The organism is Vibrio crassostreae, assembly GCF_041439375.1.
Lineage (GTDB): Bacteria > Pseudomonadota > Gammaproteobacteria > Enterobacterales > Vibrionaceae > Vibrio > Vibrio crassostreae_D.
Genome location: NZ_JBGONY010000006.1, coordinates 122033 through 146730, shown reverse-complemented (window position 1 = coordinate 146730; position 24698 = coordinate 122033). Strand labels below are relative to the sequence as shown.

Below are 24698 nucleotides of genomic sequence, written 5' to 3'. Positions count from 1 at the left end.
TAACATAATCCGCGTGTCCTGGACAGTCTACGTGTGCGTAGTGACGTGCTGGAGTGTCGTACTCAACGTGAGAAGTTGCGATTGTGATACCGCGCTCACGCTCTTCTGGAGCGTTATCGATAGATGCGAAATCTTTAGCAACACCGCCGTATACTTTTGCAAGAGTAGTACAGATAGCAGCAGTTAGAGTTGTTTTACCGTGGTCAACGTGGCCGATAGTACCAACGTTTACGTGCGGTTTCGTACGTTCAAATTTTTCTTTAGACACAATCGTGTTCCTTCCTAGTTATGATTCGCCACGTTCATTATTGAGCGAGACGCGCCAGAAATTGCTATTTTATGCGCCAACTCTCGTTAGCGCAATATTTGGACGCATTGTTCTTTCAAAAAATGAAAAAAAATGCCTTCCTTTTGTTTAACCACGCTCTGCAATGATTGCTTTTGCAACATTGTTAGGCACTTCAGCGTACTCACTAAACTCCATAGAGTAAGAAGCACGACCTTGTGTCGCAGAACGTAAATCAGTTGCGTAACCGAACATGACAGACAACGGAACTTGTGCACGAATTATCTTCAGGCCAGCTGTCCCCTCGTCCATACCTTCGATGATGCCGCGACGACGGTTAATATCGCCAACAACGTCACCCATCCAGTCTTCTGGAGTGGTTACTTCAACTTTCATCATAGGCTCAAGCAAAACTGGTTGCGCTTCAAGTGCACCCGTTCTGAAAGCCATAGAGGCAGCGATTGTAAACGCCATCTCACTTGAATCTGTTTCATGGTAAGAACCATCATATAGTGTAGCTTTGATATCCAAAACTGGATAGCCAGCAAGCACACCATTGTTCATCTGCTCTTCAACGCCTTTAGCAACTGAAGCGATAAACTCTTTCGGTACGATACCATTGGCAATTTCATCCACAAAGACAAAGCCTTCGCCAGCTTCTGATGGTTCCAGTTTCAGCCATACGTGACCGTACTGACCTTTACCACCATGTTCACGGATAAATTTACCTTCCGCTTTCGCAGTACCACGAATAGTCTCACGGTAAGCCACTTGCGGGTTACCAACGTTGCAATTGACGCTAAATTCACGCTTCATACGGTCAACGATGATATCTAAGTGTAGTTCACCCATGCCAGAAATCAGAGTCTGGCCAGTTTCCGCATCCATATCAACGCGGAACGATGGGTCTTCCGCTGCTAGTTTACCTAGAGCGATAGTCATTTTGTCTTGATCAGCTTGAGAGCTTGGCTCTACAACGATCTGAATAACTGGGTCTGGGAACTCCATGCGCTCAAGAACAATCTTATGGTTCTGGTCACAAAGGGTTTCACCAGTAGTCACATCTTTCAGACCAATAATGGCTGCGATGTCACCTGCTCGTACTTCTTTTACTTCTTCACGCTTGTTTGAGTGCATTTGAACAATGCGACCTAAGCGTTCACGTTGTTTCTTCACAGAGTTGTAAGCTGTTTTACCGCTTTCAACAACCCCAGAGTAAACACGGATGAAAGTTAAAGTACCAACGAATGGGTCTGTTGCAATCTTAAATGCTAGCGCTGAGAATGGTTCTTTGTCGTCTGCGTGACGCTCTGCTTCATTCTCATCTTCATCGATACCTTTAATTGCAGGGACATCGACTGGAGAAGGAAGGAAATCAACAACTGCATCTAGAACAGCTTGTACACCTTTGTTTTTGAATGCACTACCACAAGTAGCGAGTACGATTTCATTATTAAGGGTACGAGTACGAAGACCTTGTTTGATTTCAGCTTCTGTTAGTTCACCTTCTTCAAGGTACTTATCCATCAGCTCTTCATTTGCTTCTGCAGCAGCTTCAACAAGTTCTGTACGATATTCTTCAGCCATTTCTTGCATGTCTGCAGGAATATCTTCGTACGTGAAAGTCATGCCTTGGTCAGCTTCGTTCCAGTTAATTGCCTTCATCTTGATAAGATCGACAACACCTTGGAAATTTTCTTCAGCACCAATGTTCAGTTGAATTGGAACAGGAGTTGCGCCTAGACGGTCCTTGATCTGTTCAACTACGCGCAAGAAGTCTGCGCCGGTACGGTCCATTTTATTAACGAAAACCATACGTGGAACTTGGTACTTATCAGCTTGACGCCACACTGTCTCTGACTGAGGTTCAACACCAGATGAGCCACAGAACACAACAACTGCACCATCAAGTACACGCAGAGAACGTTCAACTTCGATTGTGAAGTCAACGTGTCCAGGAGTGTCGATGATGTTGATGCGGTGGTCCGAGAACTGAGCTTCCATACCACGCCAAAACGTAGTGGTTGCTGCTGAAGTGATCGTAATACCGCGCTCTTGCTCTTGCTCCATCCAGTCCATGGTTGCTGCACCATCGTGAACTTCGCCGATTTTGTGAGAAAGACCGGTATAGAACAGAATACGTTCACTTGTGGTTGTTTTACCTGCATCTACGTGAGCAACGATACCGATATTACGGTATTGCTCTATAGGAGTTTTACGAGCCACGGTTGAATCCTCTTATTAGAGACTTAGGGACTATTGCTATGCCTAGATTATACGTTAAAGCGATGCTTCGCTAAAAATTGCTTGCCCTAGAAATAGCAATAGTTCCTAGCATAAGCATAGGAACTAAAGAAGTGCTGCAAGGAACCTTGCAGCACTAAAAAGGTATTACCAACGGTAATGTGCGAACGCTTTGTTTGCGTCAGCCATGCGGTGAACGTCTTCACGTTTCTTAACCGCAGTACCTTTGTTCTCAGACGCGTCTAGCATTTCAGCAGCTAGGCGTTGAGCCATAGATTTTTCACCACGCTTACGCGCAGCTTCAACTACCCAACGCATAGCAAGAGCGTTACGGCGAACCGGACGAACTTCTACAGGTACTTGGTAAGTTGAACCACCTACACGGCGAGATTTAACTTCTACCGCTGGGCGAACATTTTCAAGAGCTTCTTCAAATACAGCTAAGTGGTCTTTACCAGACTTCTCAGCCATTGAATCTAGTGCAGTGTAAACGATTTTTTCTGCAGTAGATTTCTTTCCGTCAACCATAAGGATGTTAACGAATTTTGCCAGCAATTCAGATTTGAACTTAGGATCTGGAAGGATCTTACGCTGACCTATTACGCGACGACGTGGCATGGATATTCTCCGTTGTCTTCTTCAGGTTTTTTCCAAAACTTTTCAGAATAATAAATAAAATAGTGTTTGGCCTTACTTAACGCTTTCTTTTAAAAAAAGAAAATGCATTAAGACTTAGGACGTTTCACACCGTACTTAGAACGACCTTGTTTACGGTCGTTAACGCCAGCACAGTCTAGCGCGCCGCGAACAGTGTGGTAACGAACACCCGGAAGGTCTTTTACACGACCGCCACGGATTAGTACAACACTGTGCTCTTGAAGGTTGTGACCTTCACCACCGATGTACGAAGTTACTTCGAAACCGTTGGTTAGACGTACACGACATACTTTACGTAGTGCCGAGTTAGGTTTTTTAGGTGTAGTAGTGTAAACACGAGTACATACACCACGTTTTTGTGGGCACGCTTCTAGTGCAGGCACGTTGCTTTTAACAACTTGCTTTACACGAGGCTTGCGAACCAACTGGTTAATAGTTGCCATTAACTAGCTCCTGAAATTTACTTGAAAGTAAGCTTTGTGAAAAATCTATCCCTAATCACAAGTCGTAATTAGGGACGCAAAATTCTATTCAGCAGTGGGAGGTGTGTCAAGAAATATACAGATCTTTTTTAGCCGTCTAGAGCTCAGGATGGTCTAATTTTAACCAAACTGATAAAAGACGCTTACCAAGTCACTGATTTGTCGTTCAAAACCGTCAGTTTAACGAAGCCATCGAAATCAACTTGATCAATGGTACTTGAGACAAGTCGTTGTAAACCTCGGCTATCGAGATCTGGTTTTAACACCGACACCTGCTCTACTACGCAGATTTGAGTGAATAACTCATGATTAGGAAGGCAAACATACACTGCATCTTCCACCAAAAGGAACTGGTCCTGTGGCTGAGAATAGGTCAATGCAAGTTTAAGTTTGTCGACTGATTTTACGATATGAAGCATAGCGTCCCCTAGAAAGTCAGGATCTGTTGGCACTGAGCTAACTTCTGCGTTAACTCGTCGGCTTCAACGGTGGTCACATCGATTAGCAGGTTGTCTGCTGAAAGACCAAACTGACTCAGACTACGCTGACACACATACACCTGTTCGATGTCGTACAGGTCCATAAGTTTGAATGCAGAGATATAGTCACGCGATAGTGTTTCGTCGGGCTGCTGCGCCTTGAGAAGCTGTGTCACGCCATCGCCAACAAAGAACACGGCGATATCGTCACTGTAAGCGGACGCAGCAAGTAATGCGTCTAACCCTTCTCTACCCGCAGCGGTCGTATGAGGGAAACTGTTAAATATAAAGGCTAACTTTCTCAAAACTGCACAACCCTATCTTGCGTTAGTAGCGCTTCCGATAAGCTCCCTAATCCGGCCTGAGTAAATCCCGTGGCTAGGTTAGAGGCACTTAGTTGATGTTGCTTTGCTTCTTCAGAGCTAATCACTCCGCGTCTTAGCGCAGCTGCCACACAGGTTTCAAGGCTAACATCGTGTTCATCAGCCAGCTTTTGCCAAGCAGAAGCTAAATCAAATTCATCGTTAGCCGGTACAGTAAGATCCGAGCCGTTACTGACGCCATCTTGATAGAAGAATACGCTGTGAAGTTTGTGACCCTGTTGAATCAGAGCCACGGCAAACTGGTAGGCACGTCTTGCTGATTGTGAGCCATAGACCGGCCCATTAACTAGGAGTGTATAGCTTAGCAACCCTCTTCATCCTCTGTTTTACGTTGGCGGATGTATAGGTACACGGTGTGCTTAGAGATGTTCAGTCGCTCAGCAACGCGGTTAATCGCGTCTTTAATATCGAAAATACCTTTGTCGTACAGCTCCATCACGATCTGACGATTCTTAGTATTGTTCGATACCGATTTGTCAGCGTTAATTTCTTCAATGGTGCGTTCAACCGTTTGGTCAACAAGTTCTTCAACGTCACTAGCAAAGTTAACCGATGATGCGGCTTCGTCTGCGTCTTGCGTAGGCATGAACGATTGCAGTACTTGTGAGAATGGCGCGTCTAGGTTGACGTTAATACACAGTAGACCAATCACTCGGTCTTCACCGTTGCGGATAGCAACCGTGATCGACTTCATCAACACTCCGCCTTTAGCGCGAGTGAAGTATGAACGTGAGAAGTTACGCTTAGAACCTTCAATATCTTTTAGCATCTTCAATGCAAGATCGGTGATCGGCGAGCCAACCTGACGACCTGTATTTTCGCCGTTGGCAATTTTAATCGCAGAAGTATTGAGGTCTTCTAAAGAGTGCAAAACGATTTCACAAAACGGACCAATAAGGCTCGCAATACCGTCAACAACGGCCTCATAAGATCTTAGAATGATTTTATCGTGTTCACTGAATGGCATAACGTGGACTGATTCCATTTCAAGTAACACATCTGCATTGACTGTTTCTGTAGTAGTCACTTATTCCTTACCTTCGTGTGAAAAATCAACAAATTTATGTAAGTTTATCAGAAAATTTTAATTGCACACCTAGCTAACATTGCAACTAGTGATTTAGAACAAGTTTAAAAATCAAATACTCACCTTCAAATCATAAAAAAAGCCTAACTCAAAGTTAGGCTTTTTATTCAATCAACGTATTTTAGTACGAGGCTTTTAACCGATATTACTGTGCAGGAGCTGCTTCAGCGTTATCGATGTTTAGTAGTTCAACTTCGAATACTAGCGTTGAGTTAGCTGGGATAGTCGGTGTGTCTTGCTCACCGTATGCTAGCTCTGGCGGGATAACGAACTTGTACTTAGAACCAACTTGCATTAGTTGTACGCCTTCAGTCCAGCCTGGGATTACGCGGTTTAGAGGGAATGTTGCTGGTTCGCCACGATCGTAAGAGCTGTCGAACTGAGTACCGTCTGTTAGCGTACCTTTGTAGTGTACTTGAACGGTATCAGTGTCTTTTGGAGAAGCGCCTTCACCAGCAGTCATTACTTGGTAAAGTAGACCAGATTCAGTTTGCTTAACGCCTTCAGTTTTAGCGAACTCAGCACGGAAGTCATCACCGGCTTTCTTCACTTCTGCAGACTTTTCTGCCGCTTGTGCTTGCATCGTTTCAGCAACACGCTTGTCTAGAGCTTCAAGAGCTGCGCGAGTTTCTTCTTCGTTAAGTGCTGTTTTCTCTGCGAATACGTCTTCGATACCTTGAAGAACCATATCTTTGTCTAGGTTGATACCTAACTCGCTTGGCTTATCAATGCTTGTGCTTAGGTAGTTAGCGAAAGATACACCGATTGCGTAAGCCGCTTTGTCATCTTCTGTTTTAAAGTTTACTGCTTCAACTTTAACTTCTTCTACCTGTGGAGCTTCTGCCTTTGGTTCTTCTTTCTGACAACCAACTGCTAGCATAACCGTTGCGGCAAGCAGTGATACTTTTAAAACTGATTTCATTGAATTCTCCAATTAATGGCCAAGCCATTGGTTATTGTGCACAAATCTAATGATTAGATTGGTGTGAATACGTTAGTTATAACAATATACTAGTCATATGTCTTTCGACAAAAACCGGATTATTAGACGTGATGCAAATATTTTTCCATTCATTGCTATGTGCAATTGTCATCACCTTGTTAAATGGATGTTTTTTCTTCCAAGATGATGAGCAACGTTGGGAAATTGAACCCAACGGTGCCACCAGCTTTGCACTCAGCAGAGATGGACGCTTCGCCCTGCTCTACTCTCAGCAAAAACAACTACTGCTTTGGGATCTCGCCCAAAACCAAGAGTTGGCTCAGCTTGGCCCACAAGATCAGTTAGAAAACCAAGTATCACGTATCCGTATCTCGGACAATGGCCGTTTTGCCATTACCGCGAGCCAAATGAACTTCGCCGTTTGGGACTTATCTTGGACTCAAGCACAAGGGCTATGGTCTATCTCAGACGGCTTGATTCGCGATGTCGATATCTCTAGCAATGGTGAAAAAGTACTGCTTGGCCTTTCTAATGGCAAAGCCATCTATGTGGACTTAGTCACCGGACGCCGTCTGGAGTTCCTCGCTCACCGAGAAAAAGTGAATTCCGTGTCCCTTTCATCCAATGGTCGCTACGCCTTATCCGGTGGCAACGACTACAAAGCCTATCTTTGGGATACTGAGTCGGGCTTGGTATTGCGCTCCTTTGAGCATGAACAAAGAGTAGTACGAGTCGCGCTACAACGCGATGGTGAGCTGGCTTTTACCTCTGATGGCGGCAACCAAGCAATGATTTGGGATCTTGAAACGGGCGAACCTCAAGCACAACTGCAAAGCTGGTCTCGACAGTTGATTTTCTCGAGTGCTCGTTTTTCTGATGACGGCAGTATGTTGGTGACAGGCACACCATCTAGCCAAGTGAGTGTGTGGAATACTCAGGATGGCAAACGAATTTCTCGCCACGATGCTGAGCCACTAAAAGATGCTCGCCCTCCTCGTGCGGTAGTGTATGATGCAGCCTTTGATGATAAGAACCGTGTGATATCGGGCACCTCTGCGGGCATTGCCCAAGCTTGGAATGTGGATTAAGAACGATGACAGAAAAGCGAGTTGAACAACTAGAAAGCAGCGTTAATGACCTAGAGTGTCAGCTAGCTTTCCAAGAACAGACCATTGAAGAACTCAATGAAGCGCTTAGCCAACAGCAAATGTTGATCACGAGAATGCAAGATCAGATGAAGTTCGTGGTTGGCAAAGTGAAAAATATGGATGGCTCTAACCTAGCAGACGCATCAGAAGAGACGCCACCTCCACACTATTAAGTTCAATTCAAATGGGCTACTGCTCATTTGCCATAATTGAAAAACAAAGGGCGGCAGAAAATATCTGTCGCCCTTTGTTTATGTACTTGGTAATTTAATTTACGCCTGTATGAGATTACTCATCAGCATAAATCTTCACTTCTACACGGCCTTGAGTATCAACGCTTGCACGATACATCCCAGAGCTGTTCATACCAAAATGAATATCGCCTTGGTCATCGATAGCGATCAAGCCACCTTCCCCGCCCATGGTTTTCAGTTCACCTTGGATAATGTGTTCACAAGCGGTATGCACATCTTCTTTGAGATAACGCATTCGTGCCGCCACATCACTCGCAACCATCTTTCTTAAGAAGAACTCGCCCATCCCGGTTGTTGAGACAGCAACGTTGCCATTTTCAGCCATGGTTCCTGCACCAATAATCGGAGAATCCCCGACACGACCGTATTTCTTATTGGTCACGCCACCGGTACTGGTGGCTGCAGCTAAGTTGCCCGCTTGGTCTAATGCGACTGCACCGACCGTGCCGTACTTTTTGTCGTCAGGGTATTTCTCAGCTTGCTGTTCATCATATTTCGCTTCAGACAAAGCAAAAATACCTTTCTCTTTCATCGACTGAAGCTGGTCATAACGGCGTTCAGTAAAGAAGTAGTCTTGCTCAGTAAACGTATATTCATGCTCAAACGCAAACTTCTCGGCGCCTTCACCAATCAATAGTACATGGTCGCTTTTCAGCATCACATCACGCGCAAGTTCAATCGGGTTTTTGATATGACGAACGCCTGCAATTGCCCCCGCATCCATTTCGCGGCCATGCATCACAGAAGCGTCCATTTCAACAAATTCATCATGCGTTAGAACCGAGCCTTTGCCGGCATTAAAGTGGGGACTGTCTTCCATCACCTTAACCGATGCGACTACCGCATCCAGAGCATCACCACCCGATTGCAATATTTTATAACCAGCCAAAACCGATTTTTCCAAAGCCTCGGTAATACCCGCTTTTAATTCATCGCTCATTTGCTCTCGCAAGATGGTTCCTGCACCACCATGAATGGCAATTGAAAAAGGCTGTGACATACAAACTCTCCACTGACGTCGTCTTATAATATTGTGCTATCAATACCACATCCATGGTTCGATGTCTGATAGCGAAAACCAAACTTTTTGCGAATGCTTAGACTTTCGGACACTTGGTTTGGTGGATAAAAGCGAGATCAAAAAGCTAGACTCCTAAACACAAAAAGCCTCCACAAGGGAGGCTTTCAAGATTCTTAAACTAAACCGTTAATTCGGTATTAGTGAGAACCACAGCTACCGCCGCCGCAGCAGCCGTCTTTTTTCTCTTCACCGTGGTCATGGCCTTCGCCACCACAGCAACCGCCTTCGTGGTCATGATCGTGGTCGTGACCGCCACAGCCGCCTTCTTGGTGTACGTGACCGTGTTGAACTTCTTCTTCAGTCGCTTCACGAACCGCTACAACTTCAACGTCAAACGTTAGAGTTTGGCCAGCTAGCATGTGGTTACCATCAACAACAACTTCGTCGCCATCTACTTCAGTAACTTCTACTGGGATTGGACCTTGGTCAGTATCCGCTAGGAAACGCATGCCAACTTCGATTTGCTCAACACCTTGGAATACGTCAGCAGGAACACGTTGAACTAGTGCGTCGTTGTGCTCGCCGTATGCGTCTTCTGGAGTAACCGTTGCAGAGAACTTGTCGCCAGCTACTTTGCCTTCAAGCTCTTTTTCAAGACCTGTAATTAGGTTGTTGTGACCGTGAAGGTAATCTAGTGGAGCTTCTGCAGTTGATTGGTCAACTACTACGCCATCTTCAAGTTTCACTTGATATGCAACACTAACTACTACGTTCTTTTCAATTTTCATGAGAGCTCCAAGGAGGTTTGGACTAAGCTCGAACAGTTGAGCTTAGGAAAAATTCTGTACCCGGATATTATGGGGATCAATTAACGAAACTCAATCATTCAGGCTTAAAAATACCGATCATTTCTTGATTCGCGTGTTCAGATTTCTCTACAGTTTTCGGTTTACGCTGTTCTGTGAAGTCACAATCGACACATTCCACCAGCTCGATATTATTTTCAATCCACCAACGGAGTGTGTCTTGAGTATTACAACTTGGGCAGCTTGCTCCTGCGATAAAGCGTTTTTTCTGTTTCACGTTCTTATCCTTTACTACTCTGGATTCGTAGTTCTTCCACTCTAGATCTATTTAAGAAAAAGCAGAGACCACGTTTATTATTAGATTAGTTCTCTAGACTGTTATTTCTTAGCTCAAGCTATATCTCTAAACTCAAGCTATTAGTTATCAATTCAGGCTACTGCCAATAGTTTCGAGACTGGTGATCGTTTTCCATCTCGTGTCCAAAAATCTCTTCAAGCTCTTTACGAGCCTCTTTCGCTCTTTGGGCCAACTCGGCATCTTCGTTATGCTGAGGCAGTAACTCTTTGAGCATACCATTATCCAACTTTCTAAAGTGTGCTTCTGCTCGCTTCGCTTTATATGGATGCATACCAAGTTCAGTCAATGTTTGACGACCTAAATCCAGTGCACCAAGGAAGGTTTCACGAGAGTAGTTACTCACACCGTGGTTAAGTAATTGATATGCTTCAACACGGCTTCGTGCACGAGCTAAGATCTTTAAGCGCGGGAAGTGCTGCTTACATAAATCGACGGTTTTCATGATTTCATCGGGAGAGTCAGTACACAGCACAATCGCCTCTGCTTTATCAGCACCAGCTGCGCGTAACAGCTCGAGGTGAGTCGAGTCTCCGTAAAATACTTTGTAGCCAAACTTTCTAAGGATATGGATTTGGCTGGCATCACTCTCAAGAACGGTAATACGAATCTTATTGGCATACATCAAACGACCAATGATCTGACCAAAACGACCAAAGCCTGCAATGATCACTCGAGGACTGCGATCGACAACATCCGAAGACATTGCGTTTTCGCTGATTTGGTTAAGTTGACGAGCAAAGAATCGGTCTTGCAGCTTGAGCATCAATGGCGTGGTCACCATCGACAAACTCACAACCACCAGTAAGAACGACACTTGTTCGCCGCTTAAGATACCTTGAGCACTCGCCGCGGTAAAAATAACGAAAGCGAACTCACCACCTTGGCTGAGAATCATCGCCATGCGACTACGGGCTTTGGCTTGAGTACCGAAAATACGAGCTAGCCCATACAGCACTAAGCCTTTCAAAACCACGAGAGCTAATACAGCAATCAGTATCGCGAATGGGCTTTCAGCAAGTAAACCTAAATTCACCGCCATACCCACAGAGATGAAGAACAGACCAAGCAACAACCCTTTGAATGGGTCAATCGCAATTTCAAGCTCATGTCGATATTCACTTTCAGCTAGAAGCACGCCCGCTAGGAAAGTACCCAATGCCATCGACAAGCCAATCTGTTGCATGATGACGGCAATACCAATCACAAGTAACAACGCTGCAACAGTAAATAGCTCACGCACACCACTCATAACGACGTAGCGGAACAAAGGCCTCAATAAGAAGTGGCCACCGACCAGCAGACCAATCACACCACCCAGCATCCAAAGCATGTCCGCCCAGCTGCCGCCTGTATTACCTGCTAGCAAAGGTAGCATTGCTAGCATAGGGATTACTGCAATATCTTGGAAAAGTAACACTGCAAAGCCAGACTGCCCCGCTTCTTTACCACCGAGTTCACGCTCTTCAATAACCCGCAACGCGATTGCGGTCGAAGACAAAGCTAAGCCCATACCTATCACTAGGCTAGTTTGCCACGTTAAACCGAACATACAGGCGATGGCGGTAATAATCAGGGTGGTGATCAGCACTTGCGCGCCACCCAGCCCGAGAATGGGGGCTCGCATCTGCCACAATTTTTTCGGGTTAAGCTCTAAGCCAATCAGGAAGAGCAGCAGTACTACCCCGAATTCGGAGAAGTGCAGAATCGCCTCTACGTCACTGATTAAGCCAAGTCCCCAAGGGCCAATCGCGACACCAGCTAACAAGTAACCGAGTACTGAACCCAAGCCAGCTCGCTGCGCGATAGGAACCGCAACCACAGCAGCCGCTAAAAATATAACGCTACTTTGTAGAAAATCATTAGTCAGAGCCATCATCTGCTCCTATATCTTGTAGCGGGTCTCGCAACCAATTTCGATACGCTTCTGCGTGTTGGTAACGCGTCATATCGGTAACATTTCGTGCCCAGTGTAAAACCAAAGGGGATATCCAATTCATCTGACACAAAGCAGCGGTAAGCTCGAATGGTTGCAAAATCTCTTGTAATGGATATTTATTATAGCCTGCGGCACCAAACGCCTCTTCTTTACCACCGGTTGTGATAACGCTACGCCAGTGTTTGCCCTTAAGTGCGCTTTGCTCACCAAAGGCAAAACCCTTACCTAACACGCGATCAAACCACTCTTTCAACAACGAAGGACATGAATACATAAACAAAGGGTGTTGGAACACAATCACATCATATTCAAGCAGCAACTCATGCTCGGAAGGCACATCAATAAAGAAGTCCGGATAGATGGCGTAGAGATCGTGGATTTTGACATTCCCAAGTGACTCTATCTTTTTAACCATGATCTGGTTAGCGATAGAGGTTTGCGGCTCAGGGTGCGCATAGATGACCAGCACCTTTGGCACGGGTTTGTCTGTCGAGGGAGTATTACTCATTCCTTTGAAACATTCCTTTGAAGGCTAAACGGTGGCAAGGCCACAAGAATTTAAGCAAAAGTTATTAATATGTTATTGGCATCATAACGCAAATTGCATTGTGATCGACTTTTATCTGGTTTCAGCCTACTATGCAGGCGTCTGTTCACCTCTAATTTCTATGCTATTTCAATTATGATTACTTTCTCTGATATTCAATTGCTACGCGGCGGTAAGCCACTCCTCGACCAAGCATCTGCGACTTTTCACCCTGGCGACAAGATCGGTTTGGTTGGTAAAAACGGCTGTGGTAAATCTACGCTATTCGCCTTAATTAAGGACGAACTGTCTATTGATGCAGGCTCATTCAGCAAACCTGCCCATTGGGAAATGGCTTGGGTTGCTCAAGAAACACCAGCATTAGAAAGAACAGCAATTGAATACGTGATTGATGGTGACCGTGAATACCGCGGCCTTGAAGATCAACTAGAGAAAGCTGAACAGGCCGACAACGGCACCTTGGTCGCAGAGATCCACGGCAAGATTGAAACCATTGGTGGCTACAGCATCAAGGCTCGCGCTGCCGAGCTGTTAGACGGTCTAGGCTTTAGCCAAGAACAAATGGCGTGGAACCTGACTCAATTCTCAGGTGGTTGGCGTATGCGTTTAAACCTAGCGCAAGCCCTACTGTGTCGCAGTGACCTACTGCTACTCGATGAACCTACCAACCACTTGGATTTAGACGCAGTAATGTGGCTAGAGCGTTGGTTACAAAGCTACCCTGGTACGCTAGTGCTTATCTCGCACGATAGAGACTTCTTAGACCCTATCGTCAACCGCATCGTGCATGTTGAAAATCAACAGCTCAATGAGTACACGGGTAACTACTCATCGTTCGAAACCCAACGAGCGCAAAAACTGATTCTGCAACAAGCGATGTACCAAAAGCAGCAGAAACAGATGTCTCACATGCAGAGCTACATTGACCGTTTCCGTTACAAAGCGTCAAAGGCTCGCCAAGCGCAAAGCCGTATTAAAGCGCTAGAGAAAATGGAACAAGTACTACCTGCTCAGTTTGATAACCCATTCAGCTTTGAGTTTAGAGAGCCAGACGCACTACCAAACCCAATCATGATGATGGATGAGGTATCTGCGGGCTACGACGACAACCTAATTCTAGAAAAGATTCGCTTGAACCTAGTACCGGGCAGTCGTATTGGTTTGCTTGGTCGAAATGGTGCTGGTAAATCCACGCTGATTAAGTTGCTTTCAGGCGAACTGAAACAACAAGGCGGCGAACTGAGCTATTCGCAAGGCGTTAAGATTGGTTACTTTGCACAGCACCAATTGGAAACGCTGCACCCTGAAGAAACCCCGCTGCAACACATGATGCAGATTGCGCCTAAACACACCGAACAACAACTGCGTGATTACCTAGGTAGCTTCGGTTTCCAAGGTGAAAAAGCGCTCGATAAAGTAGCACCTTTCTCCGGTGGTGAAAAAGCACGTTTAGTATTAGCGCTACTGGTATGGCAAAAACCAAACCTGTTGCTACTCGATGAACCAACCAACCACTTGGATCTCGACATGCGTCAAGCGCTGACTTTTGCCCTGCAGACATTTGAAGGTGCAATGGTTATCGTATCGCACGACCGTTACCTACTGCGTGCGACTACCGATGATTTATATCTTGTACACGACCGCCAAGTAGCACCGTTTGATGGTGATTTAAGCGATTACTACAAGTGGCTAACCGAACAGCAGAAAGTTGAGCGCAAAGAAGCACAAGCATTGGCACCAGCAAAAGACGGTGCCAACAGTGCAGCAGCGAAAAAAGAGCAGAAACGTAAAGAAGCCGAGTTCCGTAAACTGACGGCACCACTGCGTAAAAAGCTGACTCAATTTGAAAAACAGATGGATAAATTAACTCAGGCTCTTGAAGAAGCCGAGCAAGAATTATCCGACACTTCACTGTATGAAGCTGAAAATAAGGCTAAACTGAATAAAGTACTCGCTCTCCAAGCGAGCAGTAAGTCACAGCTAGAAGAAGTTGAAATGGATTGGATGTCCACTCAAGAAGAGCTTGAGCAGATGGAACAGGATATGGATAGCTTATGAGCCCAGAGCACGCCCCAATATCACTAACACTGGAACGACTATGGCAATTTAGCCTTCAGTACTACAGTGTGCGCGGTGTAAAGGATGCGTGCCTAGCTTTGCAAAACCAGTTCCACGGCAACGTCAATTTACTGTTGCTTCTCAAATGGCTTGATGAGCAGCAATTGTCTTTTGCTGAAGAAGAGTGGCACAAGGTACAACAATGCTTGAGCCGCTCTGAAACCCTGCTTCATAGTTATCGAGAGCTACGTAAACACCTCAAAGCACACGTTGTCGACTCACTATACCGTGAAGCCTTGCAGTTTGAGTTACAGCTTGAAAAGCAACAACAGTCCGATCTCGTCGACTGTATAAACTCCCTACCACTTTACGCTAACCAGCAATCACCGCTCGCGTTTCAGTACTGTCGTTTATTAGGAGCAGAAAACCTCTATGACGCTTTTTCTGAACCAGCACCTCAGCCCTAGCTCATTCTCTTTCCTTTTTACTCAATCAAGATCCAAGCTTAACTGCGCCCTGTCTCTCTTCATGTGCATGCACTGACTAATACGCACAATGAAGTGTTTAAGGCACCTAACATTGATATTATTCAACTGGTTACCCATAGCCTGTTTTTGTATCTCGTACAAGTGAAAGCCTTGCGCTTATGCCGAGAATCAACCAAGCTCAAATAAAAACGTGGGCGTTTCACTGCAAGCTCAACACGTTATCAAAGCCCATCAAAGAAGCATGGATCGTTTTTATGACAATATTTACCGCAGCCGCTGGTCTCTCTAATCCGCACTTACAAACCTTAGTGCCACGGTTTATTAGAAAACAGGCGCTGTTTCATCCTCACTGGCAAACCTTAGAAACTCCCGATGGTGACTTTCTTGATCTTGCTTGGAGCGAATCACCCGACGGTGACAACCCAAGCTATGATGATCGAAGTAACAAGCCGATATTCGTTCTATTCCATGGTTTAGAAGGTAGCTTTGAGAGCCCTTACGCCAACGGACTGATGAATGCATTTGCTAAAGATGGTTGGTTATCGGTAATGATGCACTTCAGAGGCTGCAGCGGAAAACCCAATCGCCTGGCTCGCGCTTACCATTCAGGTGAGGTCGAAGATGCGCGCTTTTTCCTAAGACACCTACACGCCCAGTTTCCGAATAACCCGAAGGTTGCGGTTGGCATATCTTTAGGTGGGAACATGCTGGCGAACTATTTAGCTGAGTACGCAGACGACCCATTGCTGTCGGCGGCGACAATCGTATCTGCTCCATTTGACTTAGCGTGTTGCTCGAGTCGTATTGAGCGCGGTTTCTCCAAGCTTTATAAGAAGTACCTGCTCAACTCTCTAAAATCGAATGCGTTAAAAAAAGTTAACCTGCTACAGGAAAAACTTGGCATCACAGCTGAAGCCATCAAGAACATCACCAAACTGTATGAGTTTGATGAACGAATCACTGCACCGCTGCACGGCTTCAAAAATGCCCAAGATTATTATGCGCAATGTTCTGCGCTGCCTAAGCTCAACAAGATTAAACTGCCGACGCAGATCATTCATGCCAAAGACGACCCTTTCATGACCGATGATGTGATCCCAAAGTTCGTTCTACCCGATAACATCGATTATCGACTGTTCCAAAAAGGCGGACATGTTGGGTTTATTACTGGCAGCACACTCAAGCCAAGATTTTGGTTAGAAGAAGCCTTGCCTGCCTACTATGAAAGTATCCAAGATTCGGCATAATGACCGAGCCTTAGTAAATAGAAGCAAAACATTACTAAGCACACATATTTCTACATCAATAAACATATCTATGAACATATCCATGAACATAAAAGAGAGAAGTATTTATGATCATCCCATGGCAAGACATTGCGCCAGATACACTGGAAAACCTCATCAAAGAGTTCGTGCTGCGTGAAGGCACAGACTACGGCGACGTAGAGGTTTCACTGCAAAACAAGATTGACCAAGTGAAACATCAATTAGCCTCAGGAGAAGTCAGCATCGTGTTTTCTGAACTCCATGAAACCGTTGATATTCAAGTCACAAAACGCTTCTAAGCTGCGCTCATAAAGGAGCCGTGTTATAGTGGTAAACGATTGCTAACAAGTAAGTTACTCAAAAGACAAGGGTTGTCATGTCCGCTAAACATCCAATTATTGCGGTGACGGGTTCATCTGGAGCCGGCACCACCACTACCTCAGAAGCCTTCCGTAAAATGTTCAATATGATGGACGTGAAGGCAGCTTGGGTTGAAGGGGATAGTTTCCATCGCTTCACACGTCCAGAGATGGATGTCGAGATCCGTAAAGCGCGCGAGCAAGGTAAGCACATCAGCTACTTTGGTCCACAAGCCAACGACTTTGGTGCGTTAGAGGAGTTCTTCCGTAAATACGGTAACGAAGGTACAGGTAAAGTAAGAAGCTACCTGCACACCTTTGATGAAGCCGTGCCTTACAATCAAATGCCGGGCACCTTCACGCCATGGCAAGAGATCCCGGAAAATTCCGATGTGATGTTTTACGAAGGCCTACATGGCGGTGTAGTTGATGGCGACATTAATGTCTCTCAACACGTCGATTTGCTGATCGGCATGGTGCCAATTGTAAACCTAGAATGGATCCAAAAATTCGTTCGTGATACCCGCGATCGTGGCCACTCACGCGAAGCAGTAATGGACTCCATTGTTCGTTCAATGGATGATTACCTTAACTACATTACCCCGCAATTTTCGCGTACTCACATCAACTTTCAGCGTGTTCCAACCGTAGATACATCGAACCCACTTAACGCCAAAGGGATTCCAAGTTTAGACGAAAGCTTCGTTGTTATACGTTTGCGTGGCATCAAAAACGTCGATTTCCCCTACCTTCTGGCTATGATTGATGGTTCGTTTATGTCTCGTCATAACACGCTAGTGGTGCCAGGAGGCAAGATGAGTTTTGCTATGGAGCTCATTGTGAGGCCAATCCTACAACAACTCATCGAAACCGGAAAAATAGGTTAACAAAACGACATTCTGGTTGATTACTTTTCATACCGTGATCATGTGCACAATTTTGCGTAAAAAATCGTAGCTTGGTCACGATTAAAATCAAGAAATAGTACCTGAAAAAGGATACTATTCTTAAACGAAACACAAGATAGCTTGCAGCACTCAACGAGTGCTCTTATCCTACAAGTCAATCCAGGCTTAGCTAAAATACGGAAAGCAGCAAGCATACCCTGCAGAGGAAGTGAGATATTATGGTTCTAGGTAAACCTCAAACCGATCCAACATTAGAGTGGTTCCTTTCACACTGTCATATTCATAAGTACCCTTCAAAAAGTACTTTGATTCATGCTGGTGAAAAGGCAGAAACCTTGTACTACATCGTTAAAGGTTCTGTGGCAGTTCTTATCAAAGACGAAGAAGGTAAGGAAATGATTCTTTCTTACCTAAACCAAGGCGACTTCATCGGTGAGCTTGGCTTGTTCGAAGAAGACCAAGAGCGTACTGCTTGGGTTCGTGCTAAATCTCCTTGTGAAGTAGCTGAAATTTCTTTCAAGAAATTCCGTCAACTTATCCAAGTGAACCCAGATATCCTAATGCGCCTTTCAGCGCAAATGGCAAACCGTCTACAAGTAACTAGCCAAAAGGTTGGTGACTTAGCGTTCCTTGACGTAACAGGTCGTATCGCTCAAACGCTACTAAACCTAGCGAAACAGCCAGATGCAATGACTCACCCTGACGGCATGCAAATCAAGATCACTCGTCAAGAGATTGGCCAGATCGTTGGTTGTTCTCGTGAGACAGTTGGTCGTATCTTGAAGATGCTTGAAGAGCAGAACCTAATTTCTGCACACGGTAAAACTATCGTGGTATACGGTACTCGTTAATCTCGATTAACTGAGCCAAAAATTTGAAAGCCACCAAATGCGAATTTGGTGGCTTTTTTGTTTTCTAAAGATCTATAGAGCAGATACGAGAAGAACTCACAGAATCCTATTTGTAAACTTCCTCGAAGCGAAGCGTACTCGCATCTCTAGGGTAGAGCCCGTACTCGTACCTTGTTAACCGTTGGTACTTTCGAAGATCTTATCCGCCGATGCGGCCACAAAACCCGTATAAAGCTCACCATTCGCCATTGCATAACGCTTAGCAAATTCATAGAAGCCTCCAGGAATCATCTCATTGCCTTCAATAAATGCCACTGGGACTTTGTCTGCCATGGTTGATGATTGCTCTAATAATACCTCTGGAGAGCCTTTAACCTCACCGCCAGATGCATTGATAGTGAAGCCAGCATCACTCAGGTAATCATTCACTGCTTGTACTTCATCGAACTTGTTCAGTTGATTGACACTTACCGTGAAGTGGTTGGCACCGTAACCGTGAGCTGCTAACCAAGAAGCGTACTCGCTCTCTTTTGCTAGTACTTGGAAATCAGCGAAGCTCAAATCCCATTGGCGACCACCAAACAAGAACTCATGACCTTGAAGCTTGATTGTATCTACTTGCTCAACTAACTCAGCAACGATCTGTTGCAAATCACTAGAACACTCTTCGACCTTCAATTCACTAATGAACACTTTTGGCTGCTTCGGGTCTGGGTGCTCGTAGTGTTTAGCCACTAGCTTCTTGCTCTCAAACAGATAGTCGCCACACGCCTTGTAACCCAGTTCAAGGAAAGGTTTAGCTAGTGTTTCAATACCGAGAGGGGCAACATTAAAAGTACGCAGTGCAATATGGTCGTTGATCAGCGCTTCATCTTCTTTCAGCAAGTGATGCACTTTCTCAGCCGATGGACACAGCCTGTGAATGTAATCGTCCCATAGTGATTTAAAGAGTAGATCGGGCGTCATGGTGACTCCTTGTCAGAGGTTCTAGCAAGCTAGTAATTTGGATTAGAAAGGGAGAGGCTGGACACAGAGTCAGCAGCCATCAGCCTGTGACATATTTGTTCTATTATTATCTACCGCCCAATCTAGGTGTCGGACGTGATGGAAAAAGGAAGCGATAACACCACTTCCTTATTTCAAACTTAACGAATGAGCCTAGTACTCATAAGCCTAAGTCAAAAAGTCTTTAGCTTATAAATCTATGGCTCATCAATCTATTGTTCAGAAACTAAAGCTCAATACCCGGGCTAAACGTAGCTGGCAGTTGAGTTTCACCGCCTTCCATTGAAGCCATTGGGTAAGCACAGTAATCAGCTGCGTAGTAAGCACTTGGGCGTAGGTTGCCTGAAGCACCTGGGCCACCAAATGGTGCATCACCACTTGCGCCTGTAAGTTGGCGATTGCGGTTAACAATACCCGCGCGGATATGGTCAACGAAGTATTCCCATTCAGAATCATCTGTTGATACGAGACCCGCAGATAAACCAAAGCGTGTGTCGTTAGCTAACTCAACCGCTTGCTCTAGTGACTGGTAACGAACCACTTGTAGCAATGGGCCGAAGTACTCTTCATCAGGCAGTTCAGCAATGTTGGTTGCATCGATAATACCCGGAGTAACAAATGCCGCTTCACCCGCTTTTGCTTCAACCAGACTCACACCGCCTAACGATTGCAGATTCGCTTGCGCGTCCAGAATAAACTTAGCGGCAGCTTCAGAGATTTGTGGTCCCATGAAGGGTGCTGGCTCAGCGAATGGCTGATCAACACGAATCTTTTGTGTGGCTGCGACCAGTTTATCTAGAAGCAGATCACCCTTCTCTCCAGCAGGCACATACAAGCGACGTGCACATGTACAACGTTGCCCCGCACTGATGAAAGCCGATTGGATAATGGTATAAACCGTCGCGTCAGCATCACCAAATTGGTCACTGATCACCATAGGGTTGTTGCCGCCCATCTCTAGCGCCAGCATCTTGCCCGGTTGGCCCGCGAATTGACGATGTAGGATATGACCGGTATTGGCACTACCTGTGAACAGCACGCCATCAAGACCTTTAGCATCGGCTAGTGCGATACCTGTCTCTTTAGCGCCTTGTACTAGATTGATTACGCCAGCAGGAAGACCCGCTTCTTGCCATAATTTCATCGCAAACTCACCCGTCCAAGGTGTCTGCTCTGAAGGCTTAAATACCACGGTATTACCCGATAGCAGTGCAGGAACAATATGACCGTTTGGTAGGTGACCCGGGAAGTTGTAAGGGCCAAATACCGCCATCACGCCTAATGGACGGTGACGAAGTACAATCTGGTTGCCTGCCGCTTCACGAGAAGCTTCACCGGTACGCTCATGGTAAGCACGGATTGAGATAGCAATCTTGCCCGCCATCGCGCCCGCTTCAGTGCGAGTTTCCCAAATAGGTTTGCCCGTCTCTTTTGCGATGATTTGCGCGATTTCTTCGCTGTTCTCTTTTACTTTCTCAGCAAAGTTCAACACGATCGCTTCACGCTCTGCAAAGCTCAGTTTTTTCCAAACCAAGAAGGCTTCACGAGCTGCTGCTACTGCAGATTCAACCTGTGCTGGCGTTGCGCTATCACCCTGCCACACTACTTCATTGTTGTATGGGCTTACTGATGTCATGGCGTCACCTTGACCTGCCACCCACTGTCCTGCTATCCACTGAGTCATACTTCTATCCTTAAAATCTTCGACAGATAATCGCCGCTCTTATTGAGCCAACATGCGAACGAATTCGCCTTCTTTTACTTCAAGAGCGCTTGCTACTTCAGATGATAAAATCACTGTGTCGCTTGCTTGGTCATACGCGCCTTTCGCGGCTACTGCACGGAAGTTCTCAAACGAGGTATTACCAATTAGGAAGTCTTTAGAGCTTGAGTGCTCTGCAATTTGAACCTGTGCTCTAATCGCATGACGCACAGATTCGATGTTTCTTAAATCACACTCAACCGTTGGGCCCGCATCAAAGATATCGACATAGCCACGGTTGGTGAAACCTTCACGTTCCAACAACTTAAGTGCAGGGCGCGTATTGTCATGAACCTCTCCGATCACCGCCTGAGCTTCTTTGCTCAGTAGGTTCACATAGATAGGTAGCTTCGGCATAAGATCAGCAATGAAGCCTTTCTTACCAATACCGGTTAGGTAATCAGCAAGTGTGAAATCAATCGAGAAGAAGTGCTCTTGCAGCCATTGCCAGAAAGGAGAATTACCTTCGGCATCCGATACACCCCGCATCTCAGCAAAAATCGTTTTAGAGAAACGCTCTGGGTGTTCAGCCATCAGTAGGAATCGGCACTTCGACATCAAACGACCGTTCAAACCACCACGGAAGTCAGGGCGCAAGAATAACGTGCAAATTTCACTGCATCCGGTGTAGTTATTGCCAAAAGTCAGTAGCTTAACCACGTTATTAACGCCAAGCTTTTGCGATGAATGAACCACCTTGCTGATGTGATAAGAGTAGAACGGGACATCCCAGCCGATTGAAGCTTCGATACCTGTGGTACCTGCAACCTCACCAGTTTCGGTATCAAAGCCAACCATTAGGTAGCCTTCATCACCGGGTTCAGTCACGTCTGGTTTGGCAAAGCTGTATTCAGAGTGAGTAATACGGTTAGTTAACAGTTCTTCGTTAACAGGAAGAGATGTGAATCCGTGACCAGATTCAACCGCGCAAGTATGCAGCGCATCGTAATCAGATAATTTTATTGGGCGAACAACTAGCATCAATATTCCCTCCAGATGCAAAATAGGCCCAAAACCAGAAGCTTGGGCCTTTAGCAGAACGTCATGGGATCGCTCTATTGGCGATCATTCCTATGACGCCGCTCAGGCTAAACTAGCGTAGCGATTGCTTTGTCTAATTTTGATAAACCTTCTTCAATTTCTTGTGTAGTAATAACCAGTGATGGCGTGAAACGAACTACGTTTGCACCCGCAACCAGTGCCATCAAGCCTTGCTCGCCTGCTGCTACTAATACGTCACGTGCACGTCCTTGCCATTCGTCATTAAGCGCAGCACCTAACAATAGACCTTTGCCACGAACTTCACTGAAGATTTGGTACTTATCGTTAATCTTAGCAAGACCATCACGGAACAATGCTTCACGCTCTTTCACGCCAGCTAATGTTTCAGGTTGGCTAACCACATCAACAACCGCTTCTGCAACAGCACACGCCAGTGGGTTACCGCCGTATGTAGAACCGTGCGTACCGACTTTTAGATGTGTCGCGAGTTCAGTGGTCGTTAACATTGCGCCGATAGGGAAACCACCACCCAGTGATTTCGCAGTGCTTAGAATATCTGGTGTAACACCTAGGCCTTGGTAAGCGTAAAAGTTACCAGTACGACCATTACCTGTTTGTACTTCATCAAAAATCAACAATGCATTGTGCTTGTCACACAGTTCACGAACCGTATTCACGAACTCAGCCGTTGGAGAGATGATACCGCCCTCGCCTTGCAGAGGTTCCATCATGATGGCACAAGTGCGATCAGAGATATGCGCTTCTAGAGCCGCAATATCGTTGTAAGGTAGGTGAGTTACATCGCCAGGTTTTGGACCGAAGCCATCTGAGTAAGCTTCTTGACCACCAACGGTTACAGTAAAGAAAGTACGACCGTGGAAACCTTGTTTGAATGCAATGATTTCAGATTTCTCAGGACCGTGAACATCCGCCGCCCAACGACGAGCTAGCTTAAGTGCTGCTTCGTTCGCTTCTGCACCAGAGTTCGCAAAGAATACTTTTTCTGCAAAACATACGTCGGTTAGCTTTTTCGCTAGACGCAGTGCAGGTTCGTTGGTCATCACGTTACTTAGGTGCCAAATCTTGTTTGCTTGCTCAGTAACGGCGTTAACCATTGCCGGGTGACAGTGACCCAAACAGCTCACAGCGATACCACCAGCAAAGTCGATATACTCTCGGCCTTGTTGGTCCCAAACGCGTGCGCCTTCCCCTTTTACCGGGATCATTTCCATTGGGTTATAACAAGGCACCATCACCTCATTAAACAGACTACGTTCTACTTTATTTTCCACTGTCATCGTACATTCCTTCTCGATACCGCAAGCTTCGCAAATAAGCGTAATGGTTCATAAGTGAGACAAGGATATTTTGTCTCGCCATAATCCCGCTGCAGCATTATATTTACATTTAATTAACCTTTTCAATAGTAGATTATTCTTTAGCCATCCCTCACAACCAGCTAAACGTCACTACCTATGACTATTTATGCATCAATTAATCTGTTTTATGAAGCTTTTTTTACCTAAACGTATAACCAGCAACAGCAAAGCCTTACTGGTATTGCTGTATATTGGGTTCGAGACGAAATAACGCGAATAATTTTGCATAGGCTAAAAACTTAGCCTGACGAGGGAGAAATGTTATAAAAAGTGATCGGCGTCAGAGGGATGAAGACGCGTAGCGCCCTAATTTAAACGCTTAACGGGTAGTGGAATACGGTTTAACTGGCTTATTTAGACGGAGAAAGGGGCAAATTTAAACACTCAGCGTGCTAGGAAGTTAGCGAGAAGTTGGTGTCCTTGCTCTGTTTTAATCGATTCAGGGTGAAATTGGACGGCATCAATTGGCAAGGTTTTATGTTGATAACCCATGATCTCATCCATGCTGCCATCTTCAAATTCAGTCCAAGACGTGAGTTCAAAACAGTCTGGTAATGTGCCGTTTTTCACCACTAAGGAGTGGTAACGAGTCACAGTTAGAGGGTTATTGAGACCTTGAAAAACACTCTTACCGTTGTGGCGGATCGGAGAGGTTTTACCATGCATCACTTGTCTGGCTCTCACCACTTCACCACCAAAGACTTGAGCAATGGCTTGATGACCAAGACACACACCTAAGATCGGCAGCTTGCCAACGAAGTATTCTATAACTTGTAGAGAGATACCCGCATCATCGGGCGTACAAGGACCCGGGGAGATAACAAGGTGACTAGGATTCAGCGCTTCAATACCCGCAATATCAATTTCATCGTTGCGTACAACCTTTACAGTTACCCCTAACTCACAGAAATACTGGTACAAGTTATAGGTAAAAGAGTCATAGTTATCGATGATAAGTAACATGGGTCGAAATCGTTTGCTAAATAC

General features: G+C 45.5%; 27 protein-coding genes. 8 read left to right on the top strand and 19 right to left on the bottom strand.

Going from position 1 to position 24698, the window contains the following annotated elements:
* The 9 genes from ACED45_RS04970 to fkpA form a co-directional block, all read right to left on the bottom strand.
* Window positions 1–268, bottom strand: a 268-nt coding sequence (locus tag ACED45_RS04970) for a GTP-binding protein (RefSeq protein WP_246847629.1), incomplete at its 3' end; no start/stop codon positions are given.
* A 147-nt stretch (window positions 269–415) separates the two neighbouring features.
* On the bottom strand, window positions 416–2512 hold the full coding sequence (gene fusA, locus ACED45_RS04965) for an elongation factor G (RefSeq protein WP_017061101.1): 2097 nt from the start codon (window positions 2510–2512) through the stop codon (window positions 416–418).
* A gap of 165 nt (window positions 2513–2677) precedes the next feature.
* A complete protein-coding gene (rpsG, locus tag ACED45_RS04960; RefSeq protein ID WP_010435163.1) occupies window positions 2678–3148 on the bottom strand; it encodes a 30S ribosomal protein S7 in 471 nt (156 codons plus the stop codon).
* Between the two features lie 107 nt (window positions 3149–3255).
* Complete coding sequence (gene rpsL, locus ACED45_RS04955) at window positions 3256–3630, bottom strand: 30S ribosomal protein S12 (protein ID WP_004737194.1); 375 nt, start codon at window positions 3628–3630, stop codon at window positions 3256–3258.
* Between the two features lie 182 nt (window positions 3631–3812).
* On the bottom strand, window positions 3813–4088 hold the full coding sequence (gene tusB, locus ACED45_RS04950; protein ID WP_371713414.1) for a sulfurtransferase complex subunit TusB: 276 nt from the start codon (window positions 4086–4088) through the stop codon (window positions 3813–3815).
* An 8-nt stretch (window positions 4089–4096) separates the two neighbouring features.
* Complete coding sequence (tusC, locus tag ACED45_RS04945) at window positions 4097–4453, bottom strand: sulfurtransferase complex subunit TusC (protein WP_146492449.1); 357 nt, start codon at window positions 4451–4453, stop codon at window positions 4097–4099.
* Window positions 4450–4839, bottom strand: a complete 390-nt coding sequence (gene tusD / locus ACED45_RS04940; RefSeq protein WP_146492448.1) for a sulfurtransferase complex subunit TusD — start codon at window positions 4837–4839, stop codon at window positions 4450–4452. Before tusD ends, tusC begins: the two co-directional genes overlap by 4 nt.
* Window positions 4833–5558 (bottom strand): helix-turn-helix transcriptional regulator, encoded by a 726-nt coding sequence (locus ACED45_RS04935; protein ID WP_004729851.1) that lies wholly within the window; start codon window positions 5556–5558, stop codon window positions 4833–4835. Before ACED45_RS04935 ends, tusD begins: the two co-directional genes overlap by 7 nt.
* 205 nt (window positions 5559–5763) lie before the next feature.
* Complete coding sequence (gene fkpA / locus ACED45_RS04930) at window positions 5764–6540, bottom strand: FKBP-type peptidyl-prolyl cis-trans isomerase (RefSeq protein WP_017061105.1); 777 nt, start codon at window positions 6538–6540, stop codon at window positions 5764–5766.
* Window positions 6541–6671: 131 nt separating this feature from the next.
* Between fkpA and ACED45_RS04925 the strand changes: the two genes are divergently transcribed.
* Together ACED45_RS04925 and ACED45_RS04920 are read left to right on the top strand one after the other, a co-directional pair.
* Window positions 6672–7649, top strand: coding sequence for a WD40 repeat domain-containing protein (locus ACED45_RS04925; protein ID WP_048659148.1), 978 nt, complete (start codon window positions 6672–6674; stop codon window positions 7647–7649).
* Window positions 7650–7654: 5 nt separating this feature from the next.
* A complete protein-coding gene (locus ACED45_RS04920) occupies window positions 7655–7882 on the top strand; it encodes a SlyX family protein (RefSeq protein ID WP_371713413.1) in 228 nt (75 codons plus the stop codon).
* A gap of 115 nt (window positions 7883–7997) precedes the next feature.
* Here the strand turns inward: ACED45_RS04920 and ACED45_RS04915 are convergent, their stop codons facing one another.
* The 5 genes from ACED45_RS04915 to kefG all read right to left on the bottom strand — a co-directional run bounded on the left by ACED45_RS04915 (window position 7998) and on the right by kefG (window position 12592).
* Window positions 7998–8963 carry an isoaspartyl peptidase/L-asparaginase family protein gene (locus ACED45_RS04915; protein ID WP_102433292.1) on the bottom strand — a complete coding sequence of 322 codons (966 nt, stop codon included), beginning with the start codon at window positions 8961–8963 and terminating at the stop codon, window positions 7998–8000.
* 218 nt (window positions 8964–9181) lie between these two features.
* Window positions 9182–9772, bottom strand: coding sequence for a peptidylprolyl isomerase (gene slyD, locus ACED45_RS04910; RefSeq protein WP_017061108.1), 591 nt, complete (start codon window positions 9770–9772; stop codon window positions 9182–9184).
* 94 nt (window positions 9773–9866) lie between these two features.
* Window positions 9867–10067 carry a YheV family putative zinc ribbon protein gene (locus ACED45_RS04905; RefSeq protein ID WP_029235422.1) on the bottom strand — a complete coding sequence of 67 codons (201 nt, stop codon included), beginning with the start codon at window positions 10065–10067 and terminating at the stop codon, window positions 9867–9869.
* A gap of 157 nt (window positions 10068–10224) precedes the next feature.
* Complete coding sequence (gene kefB / locus ACED45_RS04900) at window positions 10225–12021, bottom strand: glutathione-regulated potassium-efflux system protein KefB (protein ID WP_048659150.1); 1797 nt, start codon at window positions 12019–12021, stop codon at window positions 10225–10227.
* The gene (gene kefG, locus ACED45_RS04895) at window positions 12008–12592 is read right to left on the bottom strand and encodes a glutathione-regulated potassium-efflux system ancillary protein KefG (RefSeq protein ID WP_048659151.1); all 585 of its coding nucleotides are present in this window, start codon (window positions 12590–12592) and stop codon (window positions 12008–12010) included. The genes kefB and kefG overlap by 14 nt, the downstream gene beginning before the upstream one ends.
* Window positions 12593–12766: 174 nt before the next feature.
* Here kefG and ACED45_RS04890 point away from each other — a divergent pair, with 174 nt between their 5' ends.
* From ACED45_RS04890 to crp, 6 genes are all read left to right on the top strand, one after another.
* Complete coding sequence (locus ACED45_RS04890; RefSeq protein ID WP_048659152.1) at window positions 12767–14689, top strand: ABC transporter ATP-binding protein; 1923 nt, start codon at window positions 12767–12769, stop codon at window positions 14687–14689.
* A complete protein-coding gene (locus ACED45_RS04885; RefSeq protein ID WP_050649572.1) occupies window positions 14686–15156 on the top strand; it encodes a TIGR02444 family protein in 471 nt (156 codons plus the stop codon). Before ACED45_RS04890 ends, ACED45_RS04885 begins: the two co-directional genes overlap by 4 nt.
* A gap of 275 nt (window positions 15157–15431) precedes the next feature.
* The gene (locus tag ACED45_RS04880) at window positions 15432–16424 is read left to right on the top strand and encodes a hydrolase (protein WP_371713412.1); all 993 of its coding nucleotides are present in this window, start codon (window positions 15432–15434) and stop codon (window positions 16422–16424) included.
* A 107-nt stretch (window positions 16425–16531) separates the two neighbouring features.
* The gene (locus ACED45_RS04875) at window positions 16532–16744 is read left to right on the top strand and encodes a YheU family protein (RefSeq protein ID WP_055319914.1); all 213 of its coding nucleotides are present in this window, start codon (window positions 16532–16534) and stop codon (window positions 16742–16744) included.
* Window positions 16745–16821: 77 nt separating this feature from the next.
* Window positions 16822–17691, top strand: a complete 870-nt coding sequence (locus ACED45_RS04870; RefSeq protein ID WP_010435210.1) for a phosphoribulokinase — start codon at window positions 16822–16824, stop codon at window positions 17689–17691.
* A 239-nt stretch (window positions 17692–17930) separates the two neighbouring features.
* On the top strand, window positions 17931–18563 hold the full coding sequence (gene crp, locus ACED45_RS04865; protein WP_004729651.1) for a cAMP-activated global transcriptional regulator CRP: 633 nt from the start codon (window positions 17931–17933) through the stop codon (window positions 18561–18563).
* A gap of 174 nt (window positions 18564–18737) precedes the next feature.
* Here the strand turns inward: crp and ACED45_RS04860 are convergent, their stop codons facing one another.
* The 5 genes from ACED45_RS04860 to ACED45_RS04840 form a co-directional block, all read right to left on the bottom strand.
* Window positions 18738–19529 (bottom strand): DUF1338 domain-containing protein, encoded by a 792-nt coding sequence (locus tag ACED45_RS04860; RefSeq protein WP_371713411.1) that lies wholly within the window; start codon window positions 19527–19529, stop codon window positions 18738–18740.
* Between the two features lie 265 nt (window positions 19530–19794).
* Window positions 19795–21252, bottom strand: a complete 1458-nt coding sequence (gene astD, locus ACED45_RS04855; RefSeq protein ID WP_371713410.1) for a succinylglutamate-semialdehyde dehydrogenase — start codon at window positions 21250–21252, stop codon at window positions 19795–19797.
* A gap of 39 nt (window positions 21253–21291) precedes the next feature.
* Complete coding sequence (gene astA / locus ACED45_RS04850) at window positions 21292–22311, bottom strand: arginine N-succinyltransferase (protein WP_371713409.1); 1020 nt, start codon at window positions 22309–22311, stop codon at window positions 21292–21294.
* Between the two features lie 107 nt (window positions 22312–22418).
* Window positions 22419–23630, bottom strand: a complete 1212-nt coding sequence (locus tag ACED45_RS04845) for an aspartate aminotransferase family protein (protein WP_371713408.1) — start codon at window positions 23628–23630, stop codon at window positions 22419–22421.
* Between the two features lie 465 nt (window positions 23631–24095).
* Complete coding sequence (locus ACED45_RS04840; protein ID WP_371713407.1) at window positions 24096–24674, bottom strand: aminodeoxychorismate/anthranilate synthase component II; 579 nt, start codon at window positions 24672–24674, stop codon at window positions 24096–24098.
* Between the last annotated feature and the right edge of the window lie 24 nt (window positions 24675–24698).